The following is a 25,129-nucleotide window of genomic DNA, read 5'->3' on the forward strand; positions in this document are numbered from 1 at the left end:
GTGGTCACTTCCGTACGCGCAACCCGTACGGAAGCGACCACTCGAGCAGGGGTTGCTCAGTGGGCGAAGTGGCGCGTCCCGGTGAAGTACATCGTCACGCCGGCCGCGCGGGCCGCCTCGATGATCTCCTCGTCGCGGATCGACCCTCCGGGGGCGACGACGGCGCGAACCCCCGCGTCGAGGAGGATCTGGAGCCCGTCGGCGAAGGGGAAGAACGCGTCGGACGCCGCGACCGAGCCGCGCGCCCGGTCCTCGCCGGCACGCCGGACCGCGAGGTAGCAGGAGTCGACGCGGTTGACCTGGCCCATGCCGACACCGACGGCCGCGCCGTCCTTGGCGAGCAGGATCGCGTTGGACTTGACGGCGCGGATCGCCCGCCACGCGAACTGCAGGTCGGCGAGCGTCGCGGCGTCGGCGGCCTCACCGGCGACGAGACGCCAGTTCGCGGCATCGTCGCCCCCGGTGACGTCGCCACCGGCACCGCGCACGACGGCGTCGACGCGGTCGACCGACTGCACGAGCAGACCCCCGCTGACGGGCCGGGTCTCGATCGGGTCCGCCGCCTGGGCCATGCCCGCGGGCAGGCGCAGCACGCGGAGGTTCTTCTTCGCGGTGAGGATCGCGAGCGCCTCCGGCTCGAAATCCGGCGCGATGATGACCTCGGTGAAGACCGGCTTCGCGGCCGCCGCCATCGCGGCCGTGACGGTGCGGTTCGCGGCGATGATGCCGCCGTAGGCGCTCACCGGGTCGGTCGCGTGAGCCCGCTCGTAGGCCTCCTCGATGGTGCCGCCGACGGCGATGCCGCACGGGTTGGCGTGCTTGATGATCGCGACGGTGGGCTGGTCACCGTGGTCGTGCGCGGCACGCACGGCGGCGTCGGTGTCGACGTAGTTGTTGTACGACATCTCCTTGCCGTGCAGCTGCTCGGCGCTGGCGACGCCGGGGCGCCAGTGGCGGTAGAGCGCCGCGCTCTGGTGCGGGTTCTCGCCGTAGCGCAGCACCGCGGCCCGGTCGAACGTGGCGCCCGTCCACGCGGGGAAGCCGGTGCCGTCGGCCGTGTCGGCGACGACGGTGCCCATCCAGTTCGCGACCGCGTTGTCGTAGCTCGCCGTGTGCACGAACGCCTCGGCCGCGAGGCGGCGGCGCTCGTCGAGCGTGAAACCGCCCGCGCCGAGGGCCTCGACGACGTGGCCGTATGCCGTCGGGCTGGTCACGATCGCGACGCTCGCGTGGTTCTTGGCGGAGGCCCGCACCATCGACGGGCCGCCGATGTCGATCTGCTCGACGCACTCGTCCTCGCTCGCACCGGACGCGACGGTCTCGCGGAAGGGGTAGAGGTTGACGACGACGAGGTCGAACGCCTCGACCCCGAGGTCGGCGAGCTGCTGCACGTGGTCGGGATTGCGGGTGTCGGCGAGGATGCCGGCGTGCACCTTCGGGTGCAGCGTCTTCACCCGGCCGTCGAGGCACTCGGGGAAACCGGTCAGCTCCTCGACCTGCGTCACGGGGACACCTGCGGCGGCGATGGTCTTGGCGGTCGACCCGGTCGAGACGATGGCGACGCCGGCGGCGTCGAGGGCGCGTGCCAGCTCGTCGAGGCCGGACTTGTCGTAGACGGAGACGAGCGCCCGCTTGATGGGGCGGCGGCCGTCGGTGCCGGTGGCGGCGGTCATGGGTGCACTCCTGGTTCGGTGACGTCGGTCGCGGCGTGCGCCGGGTCGGTCGGACCCGACGGCATCCGTTCTCGCGAGGCACCCAGGCGTTCGATGCTCCCGACGTCACTCCCCGGTGGTGGCCCACCTGCGCCAGTCGTGTGCGACCAGCGTAGCGTCAGACGCCGCCGATCCGAACTCGTCGTCCGTGGACGGAGAACCCCTCGCACGCGAGGCGGCCCACGACCTCGACGAGCATCTCGCGTTCCTCGACCTTGATCCGCTCGTGCAGGCTCTCCTCGGTGTCGTCGTCCTCGACCACGACGACGCGCTGCTCGATGATCGGGCCGGTGTCGACGCCGGCGTCGACGACGTGGCACGTCGTGCCGGTCACCTTGACGCCGTAGGTGAGCGCGTCGCGGACGCCGTGGGCGCCGGGAAAGCTCGGCAGCAGCGCCGGGTGCGTGTTGACGACGGGCTGCGCACCGAGGGTGACGGGCCCGAGGAGGCGCATGAAGCCGGCCGTGACGACGAACCGGGGCGCTGCCGCCGTCACCTGTTCGGCGAGCGCGACGTCCCACGCGGCCCGGTCGGCGAAGTCCTTCGGCCGCACGACGAACGTCGGGATGCCGGCCCGTTCCGCGCGCTCGAGGCCGACGCACTGCCGGTCGGCGCCGACCGCTGCGATCCGCACGCCGTATGCGGGGTCGGCAGCAGCGTCGAGCAGTGCCTGCAGGAGCGTCCCGGACCCCGACACGAGGACGACGACGGGCACCGGAGTCCCGACAGGTTCCGGGCTGGGGGCGGCGGGCTCGGTCGTCACGCGCACAGGGTAACGGCAGCCGCGCTCTCGGCCCGGTGGGGTCCGGGCCCGCGACATGGGCGAGGATGGAGGGCATGACCGAGCCCCAGCAGGAGCAGGAGACCGCGTTCGCGCGCGAGAAGGCCAAGCGCACCCTGCCCGTCGCCCTGCTCGTGCTGCTCGGCCTGGTCGCGATGTACCTGCCGCTGCCGAAGCGTTTCGTCGCCTTCCTGCCGCTCCTCGTCGCGATCGTGCTGACGGTCCGGCTGCTCCGCTTCCTGTCCATGCGCTCCGGCCGGGAGAAGATCTGGCCGGTCTTCACGCTCGTCATCGTCGGCATGCTGCTGTCGACCCTGGTGCTGCAGGTCGCCTTCTACGGCACGGTCAGCGCGTACGAGGAGTGCCTCGCCGGCGCACAGACGAACCTCGCCCAGGCCGACTGCGAGAAGCTCAAGGAGTCGAGCATGTTGGGCCTCATCGTCCGCTGAGGTCCACGCGTCTGAGCTCTATGCGTCTGGGGTCCCAGTGCCGTCCGCGTCGGGCTGGGACCCGGACGCCCGCCGTTCGCGGGCCCGCTCGACAAGGAGCACTGCCCCGACCCAGAGCAGTGCGCCGCCGACCACCTCGGCCGCGAGCGCCGCGGCGAAGGGGCCCAGGTGTGGCCCGACAGCGGAGAGACGGTCGACGCCGACCGCGCCGTTGCCGAGGGCGGTGAGCCCGACGACGACCACGACCGCGATGAGGGCCGCCACGGCCGTGGCCGAGACACGGGCGCGGACGTTGCCGAAGAACTCGAGCTCCGCGTCGACCCGGTGGCCGAGCCACACTCCGGCGGCGACGGGAGCGAACACGACGGCGTACATCATCGGTGGGTAGTCCGTGGCCTGCGGCAGTGCGCCGAGCACCGGCACCAACGGCAGCAGCCCCGGCTGGGCGGCGGCGGGTGCGATCGTCGAGCCGAGCGCGATCTGGAAGCCGGGGCCGGCAAGGAACGACAGGGCCCACGTGGCGGCGTTGCCGAGGAGCGCGAGCTGACCGAGACCGATGATGACCATCGCGCCGACGTTGGCGGCGTACTGGTCCTGGACGTCGGCAACGGCCGACCACGACAGGACCAGACGCACTGCCACGACGACGATCCCGACTGCGAGCAGCAGGCCGGCGCCACGCCAGCCGACGCGCCACACGGACGGCAGCCACGTCGGTCCGCGACGGAACCACGAGCGTACGAACGCGGGGGCCGACTCGTCGTCGGGGCGGATCATGACGAAGCCCAGAGCGGCGAGCGGCACGAGCAACGAGCCGAGCACCGCGGCCACCCCGGGGGTGGCCGGCCCGCCGAGGGTGAAGAGCGCGAAGATCGCCGACGCGAGGCCGTAGCCGGTGACGAAGCCGGGTACGACAGCCCACTTCGCGACGCGGCTCCAGTCGCCGGCCCCCACGCGGAGCCGTTCGGTCGCGGCGAGCCGCCGCGCCCACCGGTACGCGATGAGGACGAAGACGAGGAGGAGCAGCAGCGGCGTCAGCGAGATCGCGACTCCCCCGGCGCCGACCGACTGGCCGTGCCCCAGGAACCAGATCGCGCTCGCGACGGACACCGCCGAGAACCAGCCGACCGAGGTCTCCGGCGCCGCGAGCCAGCCGAGGAGCGCGGGCAGCACGACGACCGTCCAGGTGCCCACGGCCGCGAGCATCCCGGCGCGGAGCGCGGCCGGCATCGCGGAGGCCGCACTCGTCGTGGAGGTGGCCGACGATGTCGTCGACGTCGTGGGCGTGCTCGGCGGGGCCAGTGGTCTCACTCCTGCTCGGTCGGTCGCGTCCATGGTCACAAGGACCCCGGCGCGGGGCGAGCACCCACGCCGCACGTTCCCCGTGTTCTTGTCCGTGACCCGAACGCGGCCCATCCGTGACGTGAAAACCCACGCTCGTCAGGCGGGGCGGGGCGACACTGTGAGCGGGGATTCACCCCGGGCGTCCGCCCGGGGCAAGGGGTGCGTCAATGGGGGATCAGCCATGAAAGGAACCAGTCTGCTTGCCGTCCTTCTGACGGCCGTCGGCGTCGCTCTCGCAGGAGCCACGCCATCATCGGGGGAAACCGGGTCGCTGGGGCCGCCGGAGGTGCAGATCTCGTTGGCGACCGTGACGACGTCGGCGGGGACCGTCTACCTCACCTTCGACGACGGGCCGCACCCGACCTGGACCCCGAAGATGTTGGCCGTGTTGCGCAAGTACGGCGTCCGGGCGGTGTTCTTCGAGATCGGCCAGAACGTCGCGTCGTACCCGTCGATCCCGCACAGCCTGCGCACCTACGGCAACCTCATCGGCAACCACACGTGGAGCCATCCGGACCTCACGCTCTTGTCGAACAGCGGGGTCACGTCGCAGCTCAACCGGATGGAGTACGCGGTCGGTTATCGGCCACGCTGCGTGCGACCGCCCTACGGTGCGACCAACAGCCGCATCGCGACGATCATCGCGGACCGTGGCCAGCGGCAGATCCTCTGGACCGTCGACCCTCGGGACTGGTCGCGTCCCGGCACGTGGACCATCGTCAACCGGGTCCTCGCCAACGTCGGTCCCGGCTCCCGGATCCTGCTGCACGACGGAGGCGGTGACCGGTCACAGACCGTGGCCGCCGTCGACATCCTCATCCCGAAGCTGCGTGCGCGCGGCTACGTCATCGGCCTCATGGCCTGCTGACCCGACCGGGTGCAGGCCGTCACTCCGGCTCCCACGCGGGCGGGCGGCATACGGCCGGGCACGGAGACGTGCGAGCGGGCGGTCACCGGAAGGTGACCGCCCGCTCGGGAAAGCTTGTGGCTCAGGCTACTTCGCAAGATCCTTCATGATCTCGCGCATGAGCTGGGCCGTCTCCGAAGGCGTCTTGCCGACCTTGACACCGGCGGCCTCGAGGGCCTCCTTCTTCGCCTGGGCCGTGCCCGACGAACCGGACACGATGGCGCCGGCGTGGCCCATCGTCTTGCCCTCCGGAGCGGTGAAGCCGGCGACGTAGCCGACGACCGGCTTGGTCACGTGCTCCTTGATGTATGCCGCTGCACGCTCCTCGGCGTCGCCACCGATCTCGCCGATCATGACGATCGCGTCGGTGTCGGGGTCGTTCTGGAACGCCTCGAGGCAGTCGATGTGCGTCGTGCCGATGATCGGGTCGCCACCGATGCCGACGGCCGAGCTGAAGCCGAAGTCACGCAGCTCGTACATCATCTGGTAGGTCAGCGTGCCCGACTTCGAGACGAGCCCGATGCGGCCGCTGCCGGAGATGTCGGCCGGGATGATGCCGGCGTTCGACACTCCGGGCGTGATGAGGCCGGGGCAGTTCGGGCCGACGATGCGGGTGGTGCCCCGGGACTTCGCGTAGTTGTAGAACTCCGCGGTGTCCTTGACGGCGACGCCCTCGGTGATGACGACCGCGAGTGGGATGTCGGCGTCGATCGCCTCGACCGCGGCGGCCTTGGTGAACTGGGCCGGGACGAAGATCACCGACACGTTGGCGCCGGTGGCCTCGATGGCCTCCTTGACCGTGCCGTAGACGGGGACTGCGACGCCGCCCTCGAAGTCGACGGTGGTGCCGGCCTTGCGCGGGTTGACGCCGCCGACGATGTTCGTGCCGGACTTGAGCATGCGCTGCGTGTGCTTCATGCCCTCGGAGCCGGTCATGCCCTGGACGATGACCTTCGAGTCAGCGTTGAGGAAGATTGCCATGGTTCGTCGTTCTCTCTCTGGACTCGGGTGTCAGTTGGCGGCGAGCTCGGCGGCGCGGCGCGCGGCGCCGTCCATCGTCGGCTCGATCGTCACGAGGGGGTGGCTGCGCTCCTCGAGGATTCGACGACCCTCCTCGACGTTGTTGCCGTCGAGGCGGACCACGAGGGGGCGGTCCTCCTCGTCGCCGAGGGCGTCGAGGGCGCCGACGATGCCGTTGGCAACGGCGTCGCACGCCGTGATGCCGCCGAAGACGTTGACGAAGACGCTCTTGACCTGCGGGTCGGACAGGATGATGTGCAGGCCGTTGGCCATGACCTCGGCGCTGGCGCCGCCGCCGATGTCGAGGAAGTTGGCCGGCTTCTGGCCGCCGAACTCCTCACCGGCATACGCCACGACGTCGAGCGTGCTCATGACGAGGCCGGCACCGTTTCCGATGATGCCGACGGAGCCGTCGAGCTTGACGTAGTTGAGGTCCTTCTCCTTCGCGGCGGCCTCGAGCGGGTCGGCCGCGCCCTTGTCCTCGAGGGCCTCGTGGTCAGGGTGGCGGAAGCCGGCGTTGCCGTCGAGGGTCACCTTGCCGTCGAGGGCGATGATCTCGCCGTCCTCGGTCTTGACGAGCGGGTTGACCTCGACGAGCGTCGCGTCCTCGTCGCGGTAGACGGTCCACAGGGTCTGGAGCACGGGGGCCACCTTCGCGGCGGTCTCGGCGTCGAAACCGGCCGCGTCGACGATCTCCTGCGCCTTGGCCTCGTCGATGCCGACGTTCGGGTCGACCGCGACCTTGGCGAGCGCCTCCGGCCGCTCCTCGGCGAGCTGCTCGATGTCCATGCCGCCCTCCACGGAGCACATGGCGAGGTAGCTGCGGTTGGCCCGGTCGAGCAGGATCGAGAAGTAGTACTCCTCGGCGATACGGGCGCCCTGGGCGATCATCACGGTGCCGACGGTGTGGCCCTTGATGTCCATGCCGAGGATCTGGCCGGCGAGCTGCTCGGCTTCCTCGGCGCTCTTGGCGACCTTCACGCCGCCCGCCTTGCCACGGCCACCGGTCTTCACCTGGGCCTTGACGACGGTCACGCCGCCCGACTTGGGCCCGATCTGCTCGGCGGCTGCGCGGGCCTCCTCGGGGGTGGTGGCGGTGGCGCCGGCGAGCACAGGGACTCCGTGCTTCTCGAACATGTCGCGGGCTTGGTACTCGAAGAGATCCACGGGTGGGGTCCGTCCTCGTCGTCGATTCGAATCGTCGTCGACTGCGCCGCTGCGGCGTTCCCGGGGCTCGCGCACTCGCGCTCTCACGCTCGAAGGGGCCCTGCGCCGAGGCGCAACCGAATCAGGCTGTCCCCCGGACTCTAGTGGCTCCGACTCGTGACGGCCCCATCGGGCACCGCCGACCGGACCAAGATCACACCCCCGTCTCACGCCCGCCCGACCCGGTACGTTTCGCGCGCTCCTGACCTGAGCGCGCGAGCTTTCCGGATGCGCGCGACATTTCGCGCGCGTGCCCCTCGTTTCGCGCGCTCATGAGACGAGCGCGCGATCCGGGCGTATGCCGCGTGGGACGTCGACCGGCCGCCGACCTCCATGCCGTCGCCGGCTTCACGCAGCGGCAGCGGCCTGACCGAGTGCCCGCTGGATGCGCGCGCGCACCAGGTCCGGTGACGTCAGGTCCGACCAGACCAGCCGCACGACCACCCAGCCCGCGCGGCGGAGTGCGTCCTCGCGCCGCTTCTCCTCGAACAGGACGGCTCGGTCGCCGGACTCGTACTTCACCCGCCCGTCGAACTCGACGAGGACCCGGGTGCCGGCGATGCGGAAGTCGGCGCGGTACGTGCGCCCCTCCGCCACGACCTCGAACTGGGGTTGAAGCTCGTGCCCGAGCCCGGCCAGGACGTGCGCCGCCAGTGACTCGCCCGGGGACTCGTGGCGACCGTCGGCGTCTCGGAGCGCCGCACGGACCGGGCCGACACCGCGGTGTCCATCGAAGGCCGCGATCGCACCATCGAGCTCCGCACGCGTCACGAGGCCTCTGGTCAGGGCCGCATCGGCCGCGACCAGCGCCCCGGTCGCCCGTCCCACCAACCCCGCGCCCACGACGGCGTGGGCAACCGGCACCGTGAGTGGCAGGCCGGGCCGCGCTGACACCGTGTTGTGGTCGACGCCGTCCTGTCCGCGGTGCAGCAGGAGGCCGGCTCGGCGTCGTGACTGCCCGCTCCACGGTTTGGGCGGGCTCGTGTCCGGGGCCGGCAGCCGCGTCAGGTGGACGGTGGCGAGATCGACGCCGTGGAGGGGCAGGTCGAGCAGGACCAGCACGGACGAGTGGCTCGGGAGCGCCGCGCCCTCGTAGGCGCGGGAGAGTGCAATGGCAGTGAGTCGATGACGGTCCCGCTGGCTGTCGGGGACCCCGACGGCATACCAACCGTGGGTGAGCCGCGTGCACACCGACCGATGGCACAGCAGCGAAAGAGCCCGCCCGTCGATGCCCGCGCGCAGGGCGTCGCGAGCGCTGAAGACGCCTTGCCTGGCGATGAGCTCGAGTTCCACGCCACCAACCATCGCTCGGGCGCGGCTTCGCGCCGTCGGCCCTCTCGCCCCCTGTGGACGGCACCGGGCCGCCGGGCTGGGGTGTGGATGACGGAGCCAGTCAGCGACGCGCGCGAAACCGGCATCAGGCGCGCGGAACCTCACGCGCATCGGCACGTTTCGCGCGCTCAGCTCAGGAGCGCGCGAAACGTCGTGAATCGCGGGGTCAGGCGGGGTGGACGTTGGCGCGCACCCAGCCGACGATCTCGGTCGTCGTGGCGCCCGGCGTGAACACCTTGGCCACCCCGAGCTTCTCGAGCTGCGGGATGTCGTCGTCGGGGATGATGCCGCCGCCGAAGACGACGATGTCGCTCGCGTCGCGCTCGGCGAGCAGCTCGACGACACGCGCGAAGAGGGTCAGGTGCGCGCCGGAGAGCACAGAGAGCCCGACGACGTCGGCGTCCTCCTGGATCGCCGCCTCGACGATCTGCTCGGGCGTCTGGTGCAGCCCGGTGTAGATGACCTCCATGCCGGCGTCGCGAAGCGCCCGGGCGACGACCTTGGCGCCGCGGTCGTGGCCGTCGAGGCCCGGCTTGGCGACGACGACGCGGATGACCTCGGTCGACGGTGCACTCGGCGCGGCAGGGACGGCAGCGGCCTCGGTGCCGGGGGTCTCGCTCATGCCGGGCACTCTAGCCAGCACCGTGAGACGCGGCGCGCAATAGTGATGCATCGCCCACCCCTCGGGGTACGGTCGGCAGGTGGCAGTGGCAGCACGGGCGGCAACGACGCCGCGCCAGACCAGCACCGCGACGCGTGGCGCGAAGGGCCCCAAGGGCTTCCTCGCAGCCGTCGGGGAGGTGGCCGGTGCCCTGCTGAGTCCGACCGGCCTCGCCGGTGCGGCGCTCGAGGCGACGTGGATGGGCCTGCACCTCGGGCTCTACCCCCTCGGGCTGCTCGGTTCCCGCGCGAGCGACCGCCGCCAGGGCTACCGCCTCGGGCACCTGCCGCCGACCCAGCGGGGACTGGCCATCCGCAACGTGGAGGCGGCCGAGACGCCGATCCTGCTCGTCCACGGCATGGTCGACAACCGCTCGATCTTCACGGTCCTGCGCCGAGGTCTCGTGCGCCGCGGCTTCGGGCGCATCGAGACCATCAACTACTCGATCCTCACCGGCGACATCAGGGCGGCAGCGGCCGACCTCGGCGCCGAGGTCGAGCGCATCGTGGAGGAGACCGGCTACGAGCGGATCCACGTCATCGGCCACTCGATGGGCGGCCTCATCGCCCGCTACTACGTGACGCGCCTCGGCGGCGACACCCACGTCCACACGCTCGTCACGCTGGGCACGCCCCACCGCGGCAGCTACCTCGCCTACACGTGGAACAACAGCCTGACCCGGCAGCTGCGGCCCGGCAGCGCCCTGCTGGACGAGCTTGCCGGCCCGGTGCGCGACTGCCAGACCCGATTCATCGTCTACTGGTCCGACCTCGACCAGGTGGTCGTACCCCAGCACAACGCGGCGCTGCACCACGACGACCTCAACGTGCACAACATCGCGCTCCACGGCGTCGGCCACATGAGCCTGCCGATCACGAGCAGCGTCGTCCACGGGATCTCCACGGCGCTCGCCCACCTCGACACGAGCGGCGCGACCGTCACACCGGGCGTGAGCGCCCTACGCAGCCGGGCCAATACCACACCGAGCCCTTCTCGTGAAGGCAGCGGAGCGCGTGTCGCTCCATCTCGCTGAGGCCCACCCGCGACTGCCGGCGACCGTCGAAGTCCGACACGGATCGGGCGTGTGGAAAACCTTTTGCGAACCGCGTCGATGCCCTAATGTCGTGCGCAGTCGCGACCTCCACCGCGACTTTGTGACGTCCAGAGACGTGGCGCCCGATTTTGGATAACGAAATGGTCACGTTAGGCTGGCGGCTCGCAACCTGTGAACGATAGGTAAGTCTTTCGTGCCCAAAAGTAGTTACGTCGGTCGTCATAGGCCGGCAGCCAAGCCATCGCGGGGTCGACAGTTCGTCGTCCCCGTTGCTCTGCTCTCCTCCACCGTCGCCGGTGGCCTGGTCATCCGTGACGCGGGAGCGAGCGAGCTGAGTCCCGAGGCTGCCGCCATGAAGAACGTCTCGAACTCCGTCGCCGGTCTGGGCCTCGCCGCAGACCCCGACGCCGTGGCCGCGGCCGCCGCGAACCGCGCTGGGGCACGCTCCTCGCGCGACATGGCCCGTGACGCGAAGACGCTGATCGTCGGAGCCACCGAGACCGCCGAGCAGGCCGCTGCCCAGGCGAAGGCCGCCTCCGACAAGGCCGCCGCCGACAAGGCCGCCGCTGCCAAGGCGAAGGCCGAGGCCGCCGCCAAGGCCAAGCGTGAGGCGCTCGAGCGTGCGATCGCCCGGGCGCACCGCTGGGTCACCCCCGTCTCCGGCTACACGCTCACCTCCGGGTTCGGCTTCCGCTGGGGCAAGATGCACCCCGCCCAGGACCTCGCGTGCCCCACGGGCACCTCGGTCCGTGCGCTGTCCTCCGGCACGGTCATCTTCGCCGGCTGGTCCAACGAGGGCTACGGCAACATGGTCAAGATCCGCTACTGGGACGGCACCGTCTCGTGGATGGCGCACAACAGCCGCCTGCTCGTCACCATCGGAGAAGAGGTCTCCCCCGGCCAGCGCGTCGCCTACAGCGGCAGCACCGGCAACTCGACCGGCCCGCACGTGCACCTCGAGATCCACCCCGACGACGGCGCGGCCGTAGCCCCGGTGACGTGGCTCGCCAAGCGCGGCGTCTACCTCTGACCGAGGTCCTTCACGACACGAGGCCCGTCCCCTTCCGGGACGAGCCTCGTCGCGTCTGCGGCGTATGCCGTTGCGCCGCAAGGAGTTCGGCTCCTGCCGTCCCGTCCTAGAGCTTCACGAGCGGGGCGTAGCGAAGCAGCAGGCGCTTCGTGCCGGTGTCGGCGCCGAAGTCGACGTGGGCCATCGACTTCTCACCGTCGCCCTCGACACGGACCACGGTGCCGAGCCCGAACGCGTCGTGGCTGACGCGGTCGCCCGACTGGAGCGCGATGACGGGGCGCTTGCCGGCGCTGCGGACGCCGGGACGTGCCGCCAGCGTCGCGACCGCCGGCTGGCCGGCGCCTCGCGCGCCGCTGAACGACGGGCCGAGCCGCTGCCAGTCGAGCAGGTCGCCGGGGATCTCGTCGAGGAAGCGCGACGGCGGGTTGTACTGCGGCGCCCCCCACGCCGAGCGGACCGCCGCGCGTGAGAGGTAGAGCCGCTCGCGGGCCCGGGTGATGCCGACGTAGGCGAGGCGGCGCTCCTCCTCGAGCTCCTTCGGGTCACCGAGGGCGCGCATGTGCGGGAACGTGCCGTCCTCCATGCCGGTCAGGAAGACGACGGGGAACTCGAGACCCTTGGCGGTGTGCAGGGTCATCAGGGTGACGACGCCCTGTGCCTGCGCCTCGGGCTCGTCGGGGATCTCGTCGGCGTCGGCGACGAGCGAGACCTGCTCGAGGAACTCCTCGAGATCGGTGGCGGGGCCGACGTCCTCGGCCTCCTGACCGCCGGGCACGACGCCCGCGGCGATGTCGGCGGTCTCCTGCGCCTTCCGGTCGTCGAACTCCTGCGCCACGGCGACGAGCTCGGCGAGGTTCTCGACGCGGGTCTCGTCCTGCGGGTCGTGGCTCGCGCGCAGCTCCGCGAGGTAGCCGCTCTGCTCGAGCACCGCCTCGAGGAGGATCGCTATGCCGCCGCCACCCTCGCGGACGACGCGAAGGGCCTCGAGCATGTCGGTGAAGCCCTTGATCGCCGCGACCGACCGTGTCGCGATGCCGGGCGCGTCCTCCGCCCTCCCGAGCGCCGACACGAAGGGGACGCGCTCGCGCTCGGCCAGCGCCGCGACGCAGGCCTCGGCGCGGTCGCCGATGCCACGCTTGGGCACGTTGAGGATGCGCCGAAGGTTGACGGTGTCGGTCGGGTTGGAGATGACCCGGAGGTATGCCAGGGCGTCCTTGATCTCGCGCCGCTCGTAGAAGCGGGTGCCACCGACCACCTTGTAGGGCAGCCCGACTCGCACCAGCACCTCCTCGATGGCGCGGCTCTGCGCATTGGTGCGGTAGAAGACCGCGACGTCACCCGGCTTGACCTCGCCCTCGGCTGCGAGGTCGTCGATCTGCTTCGCGACGAACGCCGCCTCGTCGTGCTCGTTGTCGGCGACGTAGCCGACGATCATCGCGCCGTCGCCGGAGTCGGTCCAGAGGTTCTTGGCGCGGCGCCCCTCGTTGCGGGCGATGACGGAGTTGGCGGCGCGCAGGATGCGCTGCGTCGAGCGGTAGTTCTGCTCGAGCAGGATCGTCCGCGCGTCGGGGTAGTCGTTCTCGAACTCGAGGATGTTGCGGATCGTCGCGCCGCGGAAGGCGTAGATCGACTGGTCGGAGTCGCCGACGACGCAGAGCTCGGCCGGCGTCACGGCATATGCGCCCTCGGGGCCCTTGACCTCTCCCACGAGCTCCTTGATCAGCTGGTACTGCGCCTGGTTGGTGTCCTGGTACTCGTCGACGAGGACGTGGCGGAAGCGACGGCGGTAGTACTCGGCCACATCGGGGAAGGCCTGCAGGATGTTGACGGTCATCATGATGATGTCGTCGAAGTCGAGCGCGTTGGCCTGGCGCAGGCGGCGCTGGTACTGGGTGTACGCATCGGAGACGGTGCGCTCGTAGTGGTTGCCCTCGCTGACCTGGCCGGCGTAGGTCTCCTCGTCGATGAGCTCGTTCTTGAGGTTGCTGACCTGCGCCGAGAAGCTGCGCGGTGGGTAGCGCTTCGGGTCGAGGTCGAGGTCGCGCAGCACGAGGCTCATGAGCCGCTGGCTGTCGGCGGCGTCGTAGATCGAGAAGGTCGACTTCATGCCGACCTTGGCGGCCTCGCGGCGCAGGATGCGCACGCACGCCGAGTGGAACGTCATGACCCACATGGCCCGCGCCCGCGGCCCGACGAGCGCCTCGACGCGCTCGCGCATCTCCGCGGCGGCCTTGTTGGTGAAGGTGATCGCGAGGATCTGGCCCGGCTGTGCGTGCCGCTCACCGAGGAGCCACGCGATGCGGTGGGTCAGCACACGGGTCTTGCCCGACCCGGCGCCGGCGACGATGAGCAGTGGCGTGCCCTCGTGGACGACGGCCTCGCGCTGCTGCGGGTTGAGCCCCTCGAGCAGCACTGCTGGGTCGAGCTCGGCCCGTGCCTCGGGGGACACCTCGACACCACCGCGTGCCGCGGCCTCGGCCCACGTCGGGACACCCTGCTCGGTGACGTCGGCACGCCTCGGCCGCCCCGGCCCTCCCGATCGCGCGGACCCCTCGGAGGGCGCGTCCTGACCGTGCTCGAATCCGGGGATGGGAAGGTCGTCGAAGAGCGTGCTCATGATGGTCCAAGCCTACGTCGGACCGCCCACAGCGCCTGACCGCCGCACCACAGCGGACCGCCTCGACGGGCCCCGCCCGACCAGCCGGGGCGAGAGGGCAGGATGGCTGGGTGAGCGACTTCGAGATCCGCGAGGCCACCGTGGCCGACGTGCCCGACCTCATCCGGCTCGTGCAGGGCCTCGCCGCCTACGAGAAGGAGCCCGACGCGGCCACGGCGACTCCCCGGCAGTTCGCCGACGCCCTGTTCCCCGCGCAGGGCGACCCCACGGCATACGCCCTCGTGGGCGTACGGGAGGGCACGGTCGTCGCGATGGCCATCTGGTTCCGCAGCTTCTCGACGTGGACCGGGCAGGCCGGCATCTGGCTAGAGGACCTCTTCGTCGACCCGCAGCAGCGCGGCCACGGGATCGGCAAGGCGTTGCTGGCGCGTCTCGCGGCGACCTGCATCGAGCGCGGCTGGACCCGGCTCGAGTGGGCGGTCCTCGACTGGAACACGCCCTCGATCGAGTTCTACCGCGCGCACGGCGCCCGCACGCTCGACGACTGGATGACCTTCCGCCTCGACGGGGACGGCCTCGCCCGGCTCGCCTCCGCCTGAGGGAGCCCACGACGCCGGTCGTAGGGTGGCGGGCATGACCCAAGCGACCAGCGTCTTCGTCTCCGAGCCCGGCGACCGCAGCGTCCTCGAGGTGCGCACGCACGACCTTCCTGACCCCGCTGAGGGCGAGGTGCAGGTCGAGGTCGCGGCCGCCGGCGTGAACTTCATCGACGTCTACAAGCGCCAGGGCGTCTACCCCGTGCCGACGCCCTTCGTCCTCGGCGAGGAGGGCGCGGGCACCGTCACCGCCGTCGGCCCCGGGGTGGCCGGCCTCTCCGTGGGCGACCGGGTCGCCTGGTGCCAGTCCACCGGCAGCGAGTCGACCGTCGTCAACAAGCCCGCCCGCCTCGTCGTGCCCGTCCCCCACGGCGTCGATCTCGAGGTCGCCGCGGCCGCGATGCTCCAGGGCCTCACCGCCCACTACCTCGTCACGAGCACGTATGCCGTCAGGGAGGGTGAGATCGCCCTCGTGCACGCCGCGGCGGGCGGGGTCGGCCAGCTGCTCGTCCAGATGGTCACGGCACGCGGCGCGACCGTGGTCGCCACGGCCGGTTCGGACGAGAAGCTCGAGATCGCAAGGGAGCTCGGCGCCCAGCACCTCATCAACTACTCCACGACCGACGATCTCGCCGGGGCCGTCCGATCCGCTGCCGGACGCGGCGTGGACGTCGCGTACGACGGCGTCGGCAAGGCCACGTTCGACGCCTCGCTCGCCTCCCTGCGGCCGCGCGGCATGATGGTCCTCTTCGGCGGAGCGAGCGGTCAGGTGCCGCCCCTCGACATCCAGCGGCTCAACAGCGGCGGCTCACTGTTCCTCACCCGGCCGACGCTGGGGCACTACGTCGCCGACCGCGCCGAGTACGAGTGGCGAGCGAACGAGGTGCTCGACGCCGTGGCCGACGGCTCGCTGAAGATCGACATCGGCGGGCGCTACACGTTGGAGCAGGCGGCGGACGCCTACGAGGCGCTCGAGGGCCGGCGAACCACGGGCAAGCTCGTCCTGGTGCCCGGAGCCACCGAGGCATGAGCCGCACCCTCTTCCGGCACGAGCGCATCTGGACCGGCGACGCGTCGAACCCGTGGACCCATGCCCTGCTCGTCGAGGACGGCCGGGTCGTCGCGGTCGGCGATGACGCCATGGACGCATCGACACGTACCGGGACCGCATCCGTCGACCTGCCCGGAGCGCTCGTCATGCCCGGCCTCCACGACGCCCACATCCACACGGCCTGGCTCTCGCGCGACCTGTCCTCGGTCGACCTGCGCGAGGCTCGGTCGCTCGAGGAGGTCCTCGAGCTGGTGCGGGCCCACGCCGAGGGACTGCCCGAGGGCGAGTGGCTGCACAGCGGGCGCTGGAACCACAACCGCTGGGCCCTGCCCCAGCAACCCGACCGCCACGCGCTCGACAGCGTGTCGGGTGACCGGGTCGCCGCCCTCGCGAGCGTCGACGGCCACACCATCTGGGCGAACTCCCTTGCGCTGCTACGGGCCGGCATCACGCGTGACACACCCGACCCGATCGGCGGCGAGATCGTGCGTGACGCCGACGGCGAGCCGACCGGCATCCTGCGCGAGTCGGCCCAGGAGCTGCTCGACGCCATCCCGCGCGACCAGTCACCCCTCCGACCCTGGCTCGAGCGATGCCAGGACTGGCTGCTGTCGGTCGGGCTGACGAGCATCACCGACATCGACGGCGAGGACGCGCGGGCCGCCTACGCCGAGCTGCACGCCGACGGCGCCCTGCGCCTGCGCGTCACGAAGTGCACACGTGACCCCGACCTCGAGCGCGCGATCTCCGAGGGCCGCCGCTCCGGTCAGGGAGACGCCGTGTTCCGCGTCGGGCCGGTCAAGTTCTTCAGCGACGGCGCCCTCGGATCGCACACGGCGCACATGACCGAGCCGTTCATCGGCCACGAGGGATGCGGCATCGCCGCCATGCCCTACGAGGTGCTCCTCGAGCGCACCCTCCTCGCCGCGCGCTCGGGCCTCGACGTCGTCACCCATGCCATCGGCGACGAGGCCAACCGGCTCGTCCTCGACTCGTTCGCGGCGCTCCGTGCGGAGGGCCTCGACGTGCTGCTGCGCATCGAGCACGCCCAGCACGTGCTGCCCGTCGACATCCCGCGGTTCCGGGCGCTCGACGTCGTCGCGTCGATGCAGCCGAGCCACTGCACGGCTGACCTCGAGCTCGCCGACGAGATCATCGGGCCCCGGCGGCTCGCCTCGTACGCCTGGCGCAGCTTCCTCGACGCCGGCGTGCGGGTCGCGTTCGGCTCGGATGCTCCCGTTGAGGACCCCAACCCGTTCCACGGCCTGCACGCCGCGGTCACCAGGACGCGGGCAGACGGAACTCCTGTCGGAGGCTGGCGCCCCGAGGAGCGGATCTCGCTCGACGAGGCGGTGCACGCGTTCACCGTCGCCGCGCACGAGTCGGTCGGGCGCACCGACGTCGGTCGGCTCGCACCCGGCCAGCTCGCCGACCTCGTCGTCGTCGACCGAGACCTGTGGGCGCTCGAGGAGTCGTCGCCGGCCGACATCCGTGACACCGTCGTGCTCCAGACCTGGGTCGGCGGGGAGCTCGCCTTCACCCGGGACTGAGCGAGGCGGCATACGGCCCCGAGCCTCTGGGGGCGCGCGGAGCCGGTGCGCACGGACCGAGATGCGTCCATCCTGTAGGGAGGAGGACGCATGCGTGAGATCGACGCCGACTTCGCCGATTACGTGCGGGCGCGCGAGCTTCGGCTGCTCCGCGCCGCGCACCTCGTGAGCGGTGACGTCGTGCGCGCCGAACGCCTGGTGCTGCGGGCGTTCACGAGCCTCGCGCTCCACTGGGACCACGTGCGCGGGAAGGTCCCCGACGCCTACGTGCGTCCCCGCGTTCACCGCGCCGCCGTGACCGCCGCGGAGGCCGACGAGCGTGCCGGAGGCGCGTCCCCCGCTGTCCCGTTCCGCCTGCGCCGGCTGACACCCCGACAACGCGCCGTGCTCGTGTTGCAGTGCTACGAGGGGCGGTCGGTCGACGACACCGCCGATGTCCTCGGGATCTCCCCGGAGCACGTCCGCGACCTCGATGCCGCCGGCCGTGTCGCCCTTGCCTCCGGCGACGAGCCGCCCCCGTCCCACGCCGAGGTCACGGTGCTGCTCGAGGCGGCAAGCGCTCCCGTCCGCGAGGTGGACCTGGCCGAGCGGGCCTGGCACGACGCGCTGCTGCACCGCTCGACGACGCGCCGACGCGCGCTCACTGCCGTCACCGCGGCCGCGCTCGTCCTCGGTGGCGCTGCCCTCGCCGGGCATGAGCCGACCGTGACCGGGCTGACGGTCCCCTCGCCCGAGAGCCTCACGCCGGTGCCGCGGGCCGAGCAGGCGGTGTGGCACACGACCGCCGACGGCCTCCGGTACGTCCTCGCCCCGACCGCCGGCACCGAGTCGACGCTCCCCGCGCTCGGTGCCGGACTCCCCGAGGTCATCGACCCGGTGCGCAGCCAACGTCGGGTGAGCGCTCTGGCCCCCGGTGTGCTGGGCGCGTTCGGCGACGCCGTCTACCTCGAGCGGCGAGCGCCCGGCCGGTGGGTCCCAGTCGTCGTCTGGGGGGACGGCGAGCAGCTCGTGGTGGACACCCTCCTGCTCACCGACGTGCGTACGACGGCGGGGGTGTCGAGGCCCCCGCTGGGGATCTGGGCGTTCTCGGGCGACAAGACCATGATCGCCTTCGCGCAACCGGGCAAGGTGGTCGTGTTCGACGTGGGGGCCCTGACCGTCCGAACGACCGCGATCCCCTCACAGACCCTCGAGTGGGCGTCATGGCGCGGCAACCACCTCCTCGCCGGCTCGGCCGAGGGCCTGTGGGCGCCCAGCCTGTCGCCGCTCTGGCCCGGGCCGGAGCCACCCCGACGGCCGGGCGCCAGGGAGTACCGCGTCGTGGGCGGACGCACCGTCCTCGACGACCACCCTCCGAACCCCGCCGACCGCCCCACGCCGGTCGGCTGGCCGCGCACGCACCCCCTCGGCGAGACAGTGTCGGACGCCGACCAGTACGCGTCCGCCTTCCGCCTCGGGGCCGACGACGCGCGCGACATCGAGGCCGTCCGACCCCGACACGTCATCGTCGCGACGAACGCGCTCGGCCGCGACCGGATGCTCGTCTTCGGCGAGGAGCAGCCGCGAGCCACGGACTGCTGCTCGGTGCTCGGGTGGACCGTGCGCGGCGAGGTCGTCTACCTCTCCGTCGCGCCGACCGGGACCTGGATCATGGCCTGGAACGTCGAGACGGGCGTCGTGCACCGGGTCTCGCACTTCCTCACGTCCGACACCGTGCCACCGGTCATCGCGCTCGGGGCGCGCTTCACCGTCGGTTAGGGCGCCCCGGGGACGACGGACAGCAGGAGGGTGGCGAACCACGTCAGCCCGCCGACCGCGAGCAGGAAGATCCCGATCACCGCCATGTTCCCCGCCCCCTCCGCCCTCGAGGCGCGGCGGCGGCGCCCGACGACGACGAGGGCCGTGCCCGCGAGGAGCCAGACGAGTCCGATGAGCAGTCCGGCGAGAACGCCTGCGTTCCAATGCATCTCAGCTGCCGGTCGGGAGGAGGACGGTCACCACAGTGCAGCGACGAGGACGTTGGCGGTGGCGCCGCCGCCGGCGACGTCGAGGAGACGGCCGGTGTCCTCGCCCCTGCGGGCGCGGGCGGCGCCGATCTCTGCAACAGCCACGACGACGAGCGCGATGGCCAGCTTGACCGCGATCTTGCTGTTGTTGACCACGTGCTCGTCGTCCTTGACGGCGGAGGCGATCCCCACGAGGAGGAAGCCCGTGACGATCTGGGCGCGGGCGCCCCACACGATGGGGGCGGTCACGGTGCGCCCCGCCCGGACGGCGACCCACCCGCCGACGACCGCGGCCATGCCGAGCAGGTGGAGGGCGACGAGGAGGTTGTAGACGAGGTCCATGGCGGACATCCTACGGAGCGTCGGAGAGCGGGCCGTGCCGGGCCGTGAGGCTGCGCGACAACGGCGGCATCGGCAGTCCGACGATCTGCTCGGGTGAGAACCACCGGGCGTCCGACGTCGTCCCACCGATGTCGTGGATGACGGGGTCGGCCGGTGAGGCACACGTCGCGCGGTAGATGAGCCGCACCGCGTGGAAGTCCTCGACGACCCCGTTGGGCGCGCGGCCGACCCAGTGGTGCGACTGGATCTCGACGAGGGGGCCGAGCTCGACCACCTGGCCCGTCTCCTCCCACACCTCCCGGTGCAGCCCGTCGACCGGGGACTCGCCGGCGTCGAGTCCCCCACCCGGCAGCCCCCAGTCGCCGGCCACGTGCGTCTGCGTGTTGAACTGGGTCAGCAGCACGCCACGGGCGCTCGTGACGACGGCGTACGCTGCCACGCGCTGGTACGGCTCCCCCACCTCGTCGTCGCCGACCCCGACGTCCCTCCGGACGGTCGCCGACCGTGGCGGGATGCCGTCCAGCTCACCCACGCGGAAGCCCAGCTCGAGCGCCCCGTCCCGCCGCAGCGTCGCGAACGCCGGCGCCTCGATCATCCAACCCGCGGCACCGAGGACGACCTCGGGATGCTCTCCGTGGCCCAGAGCGAGCTCGACGAGGCGCTCGTCGTCGCCGCCCAGCGCGACGAGGCGGATCCCGCCCGGGACGTTCGTCCTCATCGTCGCACCAGCCCGACAGCGCGCTCGTACTCGCCGACGGCCAGGGCCGCGACGTGCGACCACTCCTGCTCGGGCGGGTGGCTGACGTTCCAGGCCCGCATGCGCTCGAGGTCGCCGGGGTCCTTCGCCAGACGGGCGATCGCCTGGCTCATCTGCGAGTCGCTCGACACGACAATGCCGTTGACACCGTCGGTGACGAACTCGCCGACGCCCGAACCGGACCGGCCGATGACCGGGAGTCCGACGGTGCGTGCCTCGAGGGCCGCGATACCGAACGACTCGAGACGGGCGGGTGAGAGGTAGACGTCGGCGGCGGCATACCGCTGGCGCAGCTCGTCGCGGGTGACCCGGCCGGGCAGCGAGACCCAGTCGAGGCCCCGGTCGCGCACGAGCGCCTCGACCTTGCGGCGGTCGGGCCCCTCACCCAGGACGGTCAGGGAGACCGACCCCCGACCGGCCGCGCGCTCGGCCCGGGCGACGAGCTCCACGAGGGCCGCCGGACGCTTGCGCGCGGCGAGGCGCATCGCGGTCACGAGGCGCAACGGCCCCGGCGCTCGATCGACAGCACCGGCGGCCCACCGCGCGACGTCGATGCCGTTGGGCAGCACACTGACCCGGGCTTCGGGTCCGACGATCCGGCGCAGTGGCTCGGCCGCGACATCCGACACTGCGGACATGGCGACTCCCCTGGCCGCCCAACGGCGCACGAAGCGCGCCGCCCCGAACACCGGCGCCACCCCGGCGAGCATGCAGTGCCACGTCATGGCGGTCGGGAGACCGAGGCCGAGCGCCACTCGGGTGCCGTCCCACGCGAATGGTGAGACGACGCCGGTCTGCACGTGGGCGACCTCGAAGCCGCCGCGCACGAGGCGGCGTCGCAGCTCGCCCGGTGCGAAAGGGTTGACCGGCAGCTCCCACGGCATGCGCGCAGCCAGGCGGTGCACCGGCACCCCGTCGACGACCGTGACCGCGCCGTGCATCTCGCCCTGTGGGCCCCGGGTCGCCGTGAACACCTCGACCTCGTGGCCCGCGGCCATGAGGTGCCGCGCGAGGTCGTGCGTCTGGACCTCGATCCCGCCCAACCGGGGCAGGTAGCAGTCGGAGAGGAGGGCCACCTTCACGGGCACCACTGTGTCATGGGCCAAGATGGGTGACTGTGCGGCACACCCTCCTGGCCTTCCACGCCCACCCCGACGACGAGGCCCTGCTGACCTCGGGCACCATGGCGCGCGCGGCCGCCGAGGGGCACCGCGTCGTGGTCGTCGTCGCGACCGACGGCGAGCTCGGCCTCGCTGCCAGCGAGTACGCCGGCGAACGCACGCTCGCTGCGACGCGCATGGACGAGCTGCGGGCGAGCGCCCGCGCTCTCGGGGTCGCCAGGGTCGAGCACCTCGGCTACGCCGACAGCGGTCTCGGACCAGAGCTCGCACCCGACCCGCCGGATGGCACCCGCTTCGTGCGCGCCGACGTCGAGGAGGCCGCCGAGCGGCTCGCCACGATCCTGCGTGAGGAGCAGGTCGACGTCCTGCTCCACTACGAGCACAACGGGGGCTACGGCCACCCCGACCACAAGCAGGTCCACGTCGTCGGGAGCCGCGCGGCCGAGCTCGCAGGCACCCCGAAGGTGCTCGAGGCGACGGTGCCGCGCGACACGATCTGTCGCGCGATCGACCTCGCCGCCCGCGTCTACCGGTTCCCGCCGGAGTTCGACCGGTCGAGCTTCGACCGGGCCTTCTCGGCGCGCAGCGAGATCACCCACCGGATCGACGTCCGGCGCCACATCACGGCCAAGCGGGCCTCGATGCGGGCGCACGCCTCCCAGGCGAGCGCAGACGGAGGAGCGGACCGGACGCTCGCGGCGTTCCTGCGCATCCCCCGGCCGCTCTACGACGTCGTCTTCGGACGCGAGTGGTTCGTCGACCGGTCGCTGCCGGCCGGCTCACCGATCCGGCGCGACGTCTTCGAGGGGCTGGACTGACCCCGAGCGTGGCCTCTCGACGGGTGGGAGGCCGGACTCCGGCCGCCCGGGTGGGAGGCCGCGGACGCTGGCCTCTCGACGGTCAGGTCGAGGGGTGCTCGAAGACGACGGCCATCGGCGTCTGCTCCGAGCCCTGGCCCAGCGGGTTGTCGGCGAACATCGCCTCGTAGCGCTCCTTCGGTCCGGGCGCGTCCTTGCCGAGGACGTTGCGGCCGATGTCGTTGGCGTCCATGACGACCGTGCCGCCGAACGTGTCGCGGTAGGCCTCGGGGACCCGATCACGGATCGCGGCCGACAGGCGCGACGCGACATCGTCGGGATCCTTGGGCCCGAGCTTCGCCGAGACGTTCGCCGGGTAGACCGAGTACTCGGTGGGCCCGTCGATGGCCCGGATGTCGCCGCCCACGAGGTCGTAGAACAGGCCCCGCTTGCCGAGCACCTTGCCCACGGCGCCGCCGGCCGACGCGAAGAGGACACGGGGCAGGCCGGCCTCCTCGATGGCGAGCTGCATCGTGAACGGTGACCCCAGGCCGATGCCGGCCGGTGTGCGCGTGACGTACCGGCTCAGCAGCCGTGCCGGCCGGCCCACCTTGATGTCCCAGATGAAGAAGGAGCGGCCCTGCGTGATGGCGACGATCTTCTCGGAGATGAAGAGGTACCACCGGCCGCTCGTCACCGCGGCGTGGCCGGCCCCGGCGTCCGGCAGACCGGAGAAGAAGCGGTCGATGTACCCGAGGGTCTTGGCCTCGAGGTCGTCCTCGCGGGCATAGAGGTCGGTCCGCAGCGGGTAGCGGCGCACCGCGGTGCCGTCCGAGGTCACGAGGTCCAGCTGCTTGCGCGCGTTGGGCTCGTAGTCGGTCTTGACGTGCTCCTCGTCGGCGTCCTCGTCGGGGTCGTGCTCGTCGAAGAACTCCTGGAGCCACAGCTCGAGGTTGAGCATCCGCCAGACGGTCATGGAGTCGATGGAGTTCGTGCCCTTGATCCAGCCCTCGAAGGCGTGCAGCACGGCGGTCTGGTCGAAGTAGGGACGGTTCGCGAACGACTCGGACAGGAACTCGCCGTAGATGTGGTTCTTCAGCCGCATGAACCACTCGCCCTGCGGCGTCGCCGCGCCGACCTTGTCGCGGCGGTCGACGACCGAGTCGGGCAGCAGGCCGCGCATGGCGTCGCGGAGCACGCGCTTGCCGACGCCGTCCTTGACGAGCGCGTCGTCGTCGAGGCCGAAGACGAACCGCACGAGGGCCCGGTCGACGAAGGGCAGCCGGACCGACACCCCGAAGCGCCGGGCGTTCTTGTCGGTGTAGCGCAGGCGGGCGGGCAACGAGCCGGCGAAGAGGTCTGCGGCGAGGCGCGCGCGCAGGTCGGACCGCTCGACGGCATACGTCTCGGCGGCGTGCTCGCGGGCGAAGGCGGGGTCGAGGAGCGAGGGAACGGGCACGTCCTTGCGGCCGTGCAGGCGGTCGCCGATGAGCGGCCGGCCGCGCCGGTACAGCACGTCGAGCGAGTGGCCCAGCTCGGTCGCCGCGGCCACCGCGCTGCGGGACCGCAGCTCGCGCAGGTGGATGAGGTGGTGCGGTCCGAAGCCGGCGAGCGTCTCGTCGCCGCCGTGGCCGTCGAGGACGACGGCGTCCTGCTCCGCCGCCTCGCGCAGGACGCGGTACTGCGTGTACGCGCCGGTCGAGACGAGCGGCTCCTCCTGCGTGCGCACGAGGTCGCGCAGGTCCTTCTTGAACTCGGTCGGTGTGGGCTCGATGCGGTGGTGGCGCACCCGCCCGGCGAGCGAGGAGACGACGGCGTCCATGTGCTCGACCTCGTCGTTGCGCGACCCCGGGTAGACGGCCGACCAGGCGTCGTGGACCTCGTCGGCGAAGGAACGACCGGGCTCGCGCCCGACCTCGTCGAGCAGCGCCACGATCGCCGCCGAGTCGAGACCCCCGGAGAGCGAGGTGCCGATGGGTCCCGACGTCGCCGCGCGCCGCCGCACCGCCGCGGTCAGCAGGGTGCGGAACTCCCGCGCGACGTCCGGGGAGTACGCCCGGGGCGATCGCGAGAGCTCGGCGAGCTCCTCGCGCAGCCGGGTGTAGGGCCGGCGTTCGAGCCCGTCCGGGCCCAGCGTCACGACCTCACCGGCTCCGACGCGTTCGACGCCGGCGAAGAAGGTCGCCGGCCCGTCGTCGTGGACGCGGAAGCGCAGGTAGCGGTAGATCGTCCGGTCGTCGGGCCGCCGCTCGTGCAGGCCGCTGTCGAGGATGCCGCGGATCTCGCTCGCGAAGAGCCAGCCGGCGCCCGCTGCCGCGACGTAGAGCGGCCGGAGGCCGAAGTGGTCGCGGGCGAGTGTCAGGCGCCGCGTGTCGGCGTCCCAGACCGCGAGGGCGAACGCGCCGTCGAGGCGGTCGAGCCCGTCCGTCCCCCACTCGGTGAACGCCGCCAGGACGACCTCTGCGTCGCTGCCCACGGCGAAGTCGTGCCCGAGCGTCTCGAGGTCCGCACGCAGCTCGCTGCGGTTGTAGAGCTCACCGTCGAACGCGAGCGTGAACCGTCCACCCCGCCCCGTCACCAGAACTGCCGGCTCGTCGCCGTCGCGCGGCACGCGAGCCCCCAGACCGGCGTCACCGTCGCGCGACACGGCCGCCGCCGGAGCCGTCGGGTGCACCCCGAGAAGTCGGTCGAGCAGGGCATCGTCGGCAGGGACAGCGAGGTGTCCGGCGATTCCGCACATGGGTTCCACCCTAGTTGGGTGCGCCTCCGCGGCCGGATGCCGTGTCGCCGAGCGGA

General features: G+C 71.9%; 21 protein-coding genes and 1 pseudogene. 9 read left to right on the top strand and 13 right to left on the bottom strand.

The window, feature by feature from the left end:
- Positions 1-56: 56 nt before the first annotated feature.
- Positions 57-1,673 carry a bifunctional phosphoribosylaminoimidazolecarboxamide formyltransferase/IMP cyclohydrolase gene (purH, locus tag H9I49_RS11795; protein ID WP_188030581.1) on the bottom strand — a complete coding sequence of 539 codons (1,617 nt, stop codon included), beginning with the start codon at positions 1,671-1,673 and terminating at the stop codon, positions 57-59.
- A 157-nt stretch (positions 1,674-1,830) separates the two neighbouring features.
- Complete coding sequence (gene purN / locus H9I49_RS11800) at positions 1,831-2,427, bottom strand: phosphoribosylglycinamide formyltransferase (RefSeq protein WP_370587588.1); 597 nt, start codon at positions 2,425-2,427, stop codon at positions 1,831-1,833.
- 122 nt (positions 2,428-2,549) lie between these two features.
- On the opposite strand from purN, the gene H9I49_RS11805 reads away from it, so the two are divergent.
- Entirely contained in the window at positions 2,550-2,942 is a 393-nt protein-coding gene (locus H9I49_RS11805; protein ID WP_188030583.1) for a hypothetical protein, read from the top strand.
- An 18-nt stretch (positions 2,943-2,960) separates the two neighbouring features.
- Here the strand turns inward: H9I49_RS11805 and H9I49_RS11810 are convergent, their stop codons facing one another.
- Entirely contained in the window at positions 2,961-4,253 is a 1,293-nt protein-coding gene (locus tag H9I49_RS11810; protein WP_188030584.1) for a DUF6350 family protein, read from the bottom strand.
- Between the two features lie 214 nt (positions 4,254-4,467).
- Here H9I49_RS11810 and H9I49_RS11815 point away from each other — a divergent pair, with 214 nt between their 5' ends.
- Positions 4,468-5,154 carry a polysaccharide deacetylase family protein gene (locus H9I49_RS11815; RefSeq protein ID WP_188030585.1) on the top strand — a complete coding sequence of 229 codons (687 nt, stop codon included), beginning with the start codon at positions 4,468-4,470 and terminating at the stop codon, positions 5,152-5,154.
- 126 nt (positions 5,155-5,280) lie between these two features.
- Here H9I49_RS11815 and sucD read toward each other — a convergent pair whose 3' ends face one another.
- The 4 genes from sucD to H9I49_RS11835 form a co-directional block, all read right to left on the bottom strand.
- Complete coding sequence (gene sucD / locus H9I49_RS11820) at positions 5,281-6,174, bottom strand: succinate--CoA ligase subunit alpha (protein WP_188030586.1); 894 nt, start codon at positions 6,172-6,174, stop codon at positions 5,281-5,283.
- A 30-nt stretch (positions 6,175-6,204) separates the two neighbouring features.
- On the bottom strand, positions 6,205-7,380 hold the full coding sequence (gene sucC / locus H9I49_RS11825) for an ADP-forming succinate--CoA ligase subunit beta (RefSeq protein WP_188030587.1): 1,176 nt from the start codon (positions 7,378-7,380) through the stop codon (positions 6,205-6,207).
- A gap of 387 nt (positions 7,381-7,767) precedes the next feature.
- On the bottom strand, positions 7,768-8,712 hold the full coding sequence (locus tag H9I49_RS11830) for a type IV toxin-antitoxin system AbiEi family antitoxin domain-containing protein (RefSeq protein WP_188030588.1): 945 nt from the start codon (positions 8,710-8,712) through the stop codon (positions 7,768-7,770).
- A 205-nt stretch (positions 8,713-8,917) separates the two neighbouring features.
- The gene (locus tag H9I49_RS11835; RefSeq protein ID WP_188030589.1) at positions 8,918-9,373 is read right to left on the bottom strand and encodes a cobalamin B12-binding domain-containing protein; all 456 of its coding nucleotides are present in this window, start codon (positions 9,371-9,373) and stop codon (positions 8,918-8,920) included.
- 79 nt (positions 9,374-9,452) lie between these two features.
- Between H9I49_RS11835 and H9I49_RS11840 the strand changes: the two genes are divergently transcribed.
- Positions 9,453-10,445 carry an esterase/lipase family protein gene (locus tag H9I49_RS11840; protein ID WP_370587542.1) on the top strand — a complete coding sequence of 331 codons (993 nt, stop codon included), beginning with the start codon at positions 9,453-9,455 and terminating at the stop codon, positions 10,443-10,445.
- A 373-nt stretch (positions 10,446-10,818) separates the two neighbouring features.
- Positions 10,819-11,496, top strand: coding sequence for a M23 family metallopeptidase (locus H9I49_RS11845; RefSeq protein WP_255523919.1), 678 nt, complete (start codon positions 10,819-10,821; stop codon positions 11,494-11,496).
- Positions 11,497-11,602: 106 nt separating this feature from the next.
- Here H9I49_RS11845 and pcrA read toward each other — a convergent pair whose 3' ends face one another.
- The gene (pcrA, locus tag H9I49_RS11850) at positions 11,603-14,113 is read right to left on the bottom strand and encodes a DNA helicase PcrA (protein WP_188030591.1); all 2,511 of its coding nucleotides are present in this window, start codon (positions 14,111-14,113) and stop codon (positions 11,603-11,605) included.
- Positions 14,114-14,223: 110 nt separating this feature from the next.
- Here pcrA and H9I49_RS11855 point away from each other — a divergent pair, with 110 nt between their 5' ends.
- From H9I49_RS11855 to H9I49_RS24455, 4 genes and pseudogenes are all read left to right on the top strand, one after another.
- The gene (locus tag H9I49_RS11855; RefSeq protein ID WP_188030592.1) at positions 14,224-14,712 is read left to right on the top strand and encodes a GNAT family N-acetyltransferase; all 489 of its coding nucleotides are present in this window, start codon (positions 14,224-14,226) and stop codon (positions 14,710-14,712) included.
- A gap of 34 nt (positions 14,713-14,746) precedes the next feature.
- On the top strand, positions 14,747-15,739 hold the full coding sequence (locus H9I49_RS11860) for a quinone oxidoreductase (RefSeq protein WP_188030593.1): 993 nt from the start codon (positions 14,747-14,749) through the stop codon (positions 15,737-15,739).
- On the top strand, positions 15,736-17,310 hold the full coding sequence (locus H9I49_RS11865) for an amidohydrolase (protein WP_188030594.1): 1,575 nt from the start codon (positions 15,736-15,738) through the stop codon (positions 17,308-17,310). Before H9I49_RS11860 ends, H9I49_RS11865 begins: the two co-directional genes overlap by 4 nt.
- A 90-nt stretch (positions 17,311-17,400) precedes the next feature.
- A pseudogene (locus H9I49_RS24455) lies at positions 17,401-17,772 on the top strand (sigma factor-like helix-turn-helix DNA-binding protein); the annotation flags it as partial.
- A gap of 1,292 nt (positions 17,773-19,064) precedes the next feature.
- On the opposite strand, the gene H9I49_RS11875 reads toward H9I49_RS24455, so the two are convergent.
- From H9I49_RS11875 to H9I49_RS11890, 4 genes are read right to left on the bottom strand one after another with little or no spacing between them, the layout of a single operon-like run.
- Positions 19,065-19,277, bottom strand: a complete 213-nt coding sequence (locus H9I49_RS11875) for a hypothetical protein (protein WP_188030596.1) — start codon at positions 19,275-19,277, stop codon at positions 19,065-19,067.
- Positions 19,278-19,304: 27 nt separating this feature from the next.
- A complete protein-coding gene (locus H9I49_RS11880) occupies positions 19,305-19,667 on the bottom strand; it encodes a hypothetical protein (RefSeq protein WP_223128646.1) in 363 nt (120 codons plus the stop codon).
- A 1-nt stretch (position 19,668) separates the two neighbouring features.
- Positions 19,669-20,376, bottom strand: a complete 708-nt coding sequence (locus tag H9I49_RS11885) for an NUDIX hydrolase (RefSeq protein ID WP_188030597.1) — start codon at positions 20,374-20,376, stop codon at positions 19,669-19,671.
- Entirely contained in the window at positions 20,373-21,497 is a 1,125-nt protein-coding gene (locus H9I49_RS11890) for a glycosyltransferase family 4 protein (protein ID WP_188030598.1), read from the bottom strand. Before H9I49_RS11890 ends, H9I49_RS11885 begins: the two co-directional genes overlap by 4 nt.
- A gap of 35 nt (positions 21,498-21,532) precedes the next feature.
- Between H9I49_RS11890 and H9I49_RS11895 the strand changes: the two genes are divergently transcribed.
- Complete coding sequence (locus H9I49_RS11895; protein WP_188030599.1) at positions 21,533-22,354, top strand: PIG-L family deacetylase; 822 nt, start codon at positions 21,533-21,535, stop codon at positions 22,352-22,354.
- Positions 22,355-22,436: 82 nt separating this feature from the next.
- Here H9I49_RS11895 and asnB read toward each other — a convergent pair whose 3' ends face one another.
- Positions 22,437-25,073 carry an asparagine synthase (glutamine-hydrolyzing) gene (gene asnB, locus H9I49_RS11900; RefSeq protein ID WP_188030600.1) on the bottom strand — a complete coding sequence of 879 codons (2,637 nt, stop codon included), beginning with the start codon at positions 25,071-25,073 and terminating at the stop codon, positions 22,437-22,439.
- Positions 25,074-25,129: the final 56 nt, after the last annotated feature.

The organism is Terrabacter sp. MAHUQ-38, assembly GCF_014518425.1.
In the GTDB taxonomy this organism is placed as follows: domain Bacteria; phylum Actinomycetota; class Actinomycetes; order Actinomycetales; family Dermatophilaceae; genus Terrabacter.

Coding starts and splice junctions, on each gene's coding strand:
- purH (WP_188030581.1), bottom strand. CDS start 1,673: ATGACCGCCGCCACCGGCACCGACGGCCGCCGCCCCATCAAGCGGGCG.
- H9I49_RS11805 (WP_188030583.1), top strand. CDS start 2,550: ATGACCGAGCCCCAGCAGGAGCAGGAGACCGCGTTCGCGCGCGAGAAG.
- H9I49_RS11815 (WP_188030585.1), top strand. CDS start 4,468: ATGAAAGGAACCAGTCTGCTTGCCGTCCTTCTGACGGCCGTCGGCGTC.
- sucD (WP_188030586.1), bottom strand. CDS start 6,174: ATGGCAATCTTCCTCAACGCTGACTCGAAGGTCATCGTCCAGGGCATG.
- H9I49_RS11835 (WP_188030589.1), bottom strand. CDS start 9,373: ATGAGCGAGACCCCCGGCACCGAGGCCGCTGCCGTCCCTGCCGCGCCG.
- H9I49_RS11845 (WP_255523919.1), top strand. CDS start 10,819: ATGAAGAACGTCTCGAACTCCGTCGCCGGTCTGGGCCTCGCCGCAGAC.
- pcrA (WP_188030591.1), bottom strand. CDS start 14,113: ATGAGCACGCTCTTCGACGACCTTCCCATCCCCGGATTCGAGCACGGT.
- H9I49_RS11860 (WP_188030593.1), top strand. CDS start 14,747: ATGACCCAAGCGACCAGCGTCTTCGTCTCCGAGCCCGGCGACCGCAGC.
- H9I49_RS11865 (WP_188030594.1), top strand. CDS start 15,736: ATGAGCCGCACCCTCTTCCGGCACGAGCGCATCTGGACCGGCGACGCG.
- H9I49_RS11875 (WP_188030596.1), bottom strand. CDS start 19,277: ATGCATTGGAACGCAGGCGTTCTCGCCGGACTGCTCATCGGACTCGTC.
- H9I49_RS11880 (WP_223128646.1), bottom strand. CDS start 19,667: ATGTCCGCCATGGACCTCGTCTACAACCTCCTCGTCGCCCTCCACCTG.
- H9I49_RS11885 (WP_188030597.1), bottom strand. CDS start 20,376: ATGAGGACGAACGTCCCGGGCGGGATCCGCCTCGTCGCGCTGGGCGGC.
- asnB (WP_188030600.1), bottom strand. CDS start 25,073: ATGTGCGGAATCGCCGGACACCTCGCTGTCCCTGCCGACGATGCCCTG.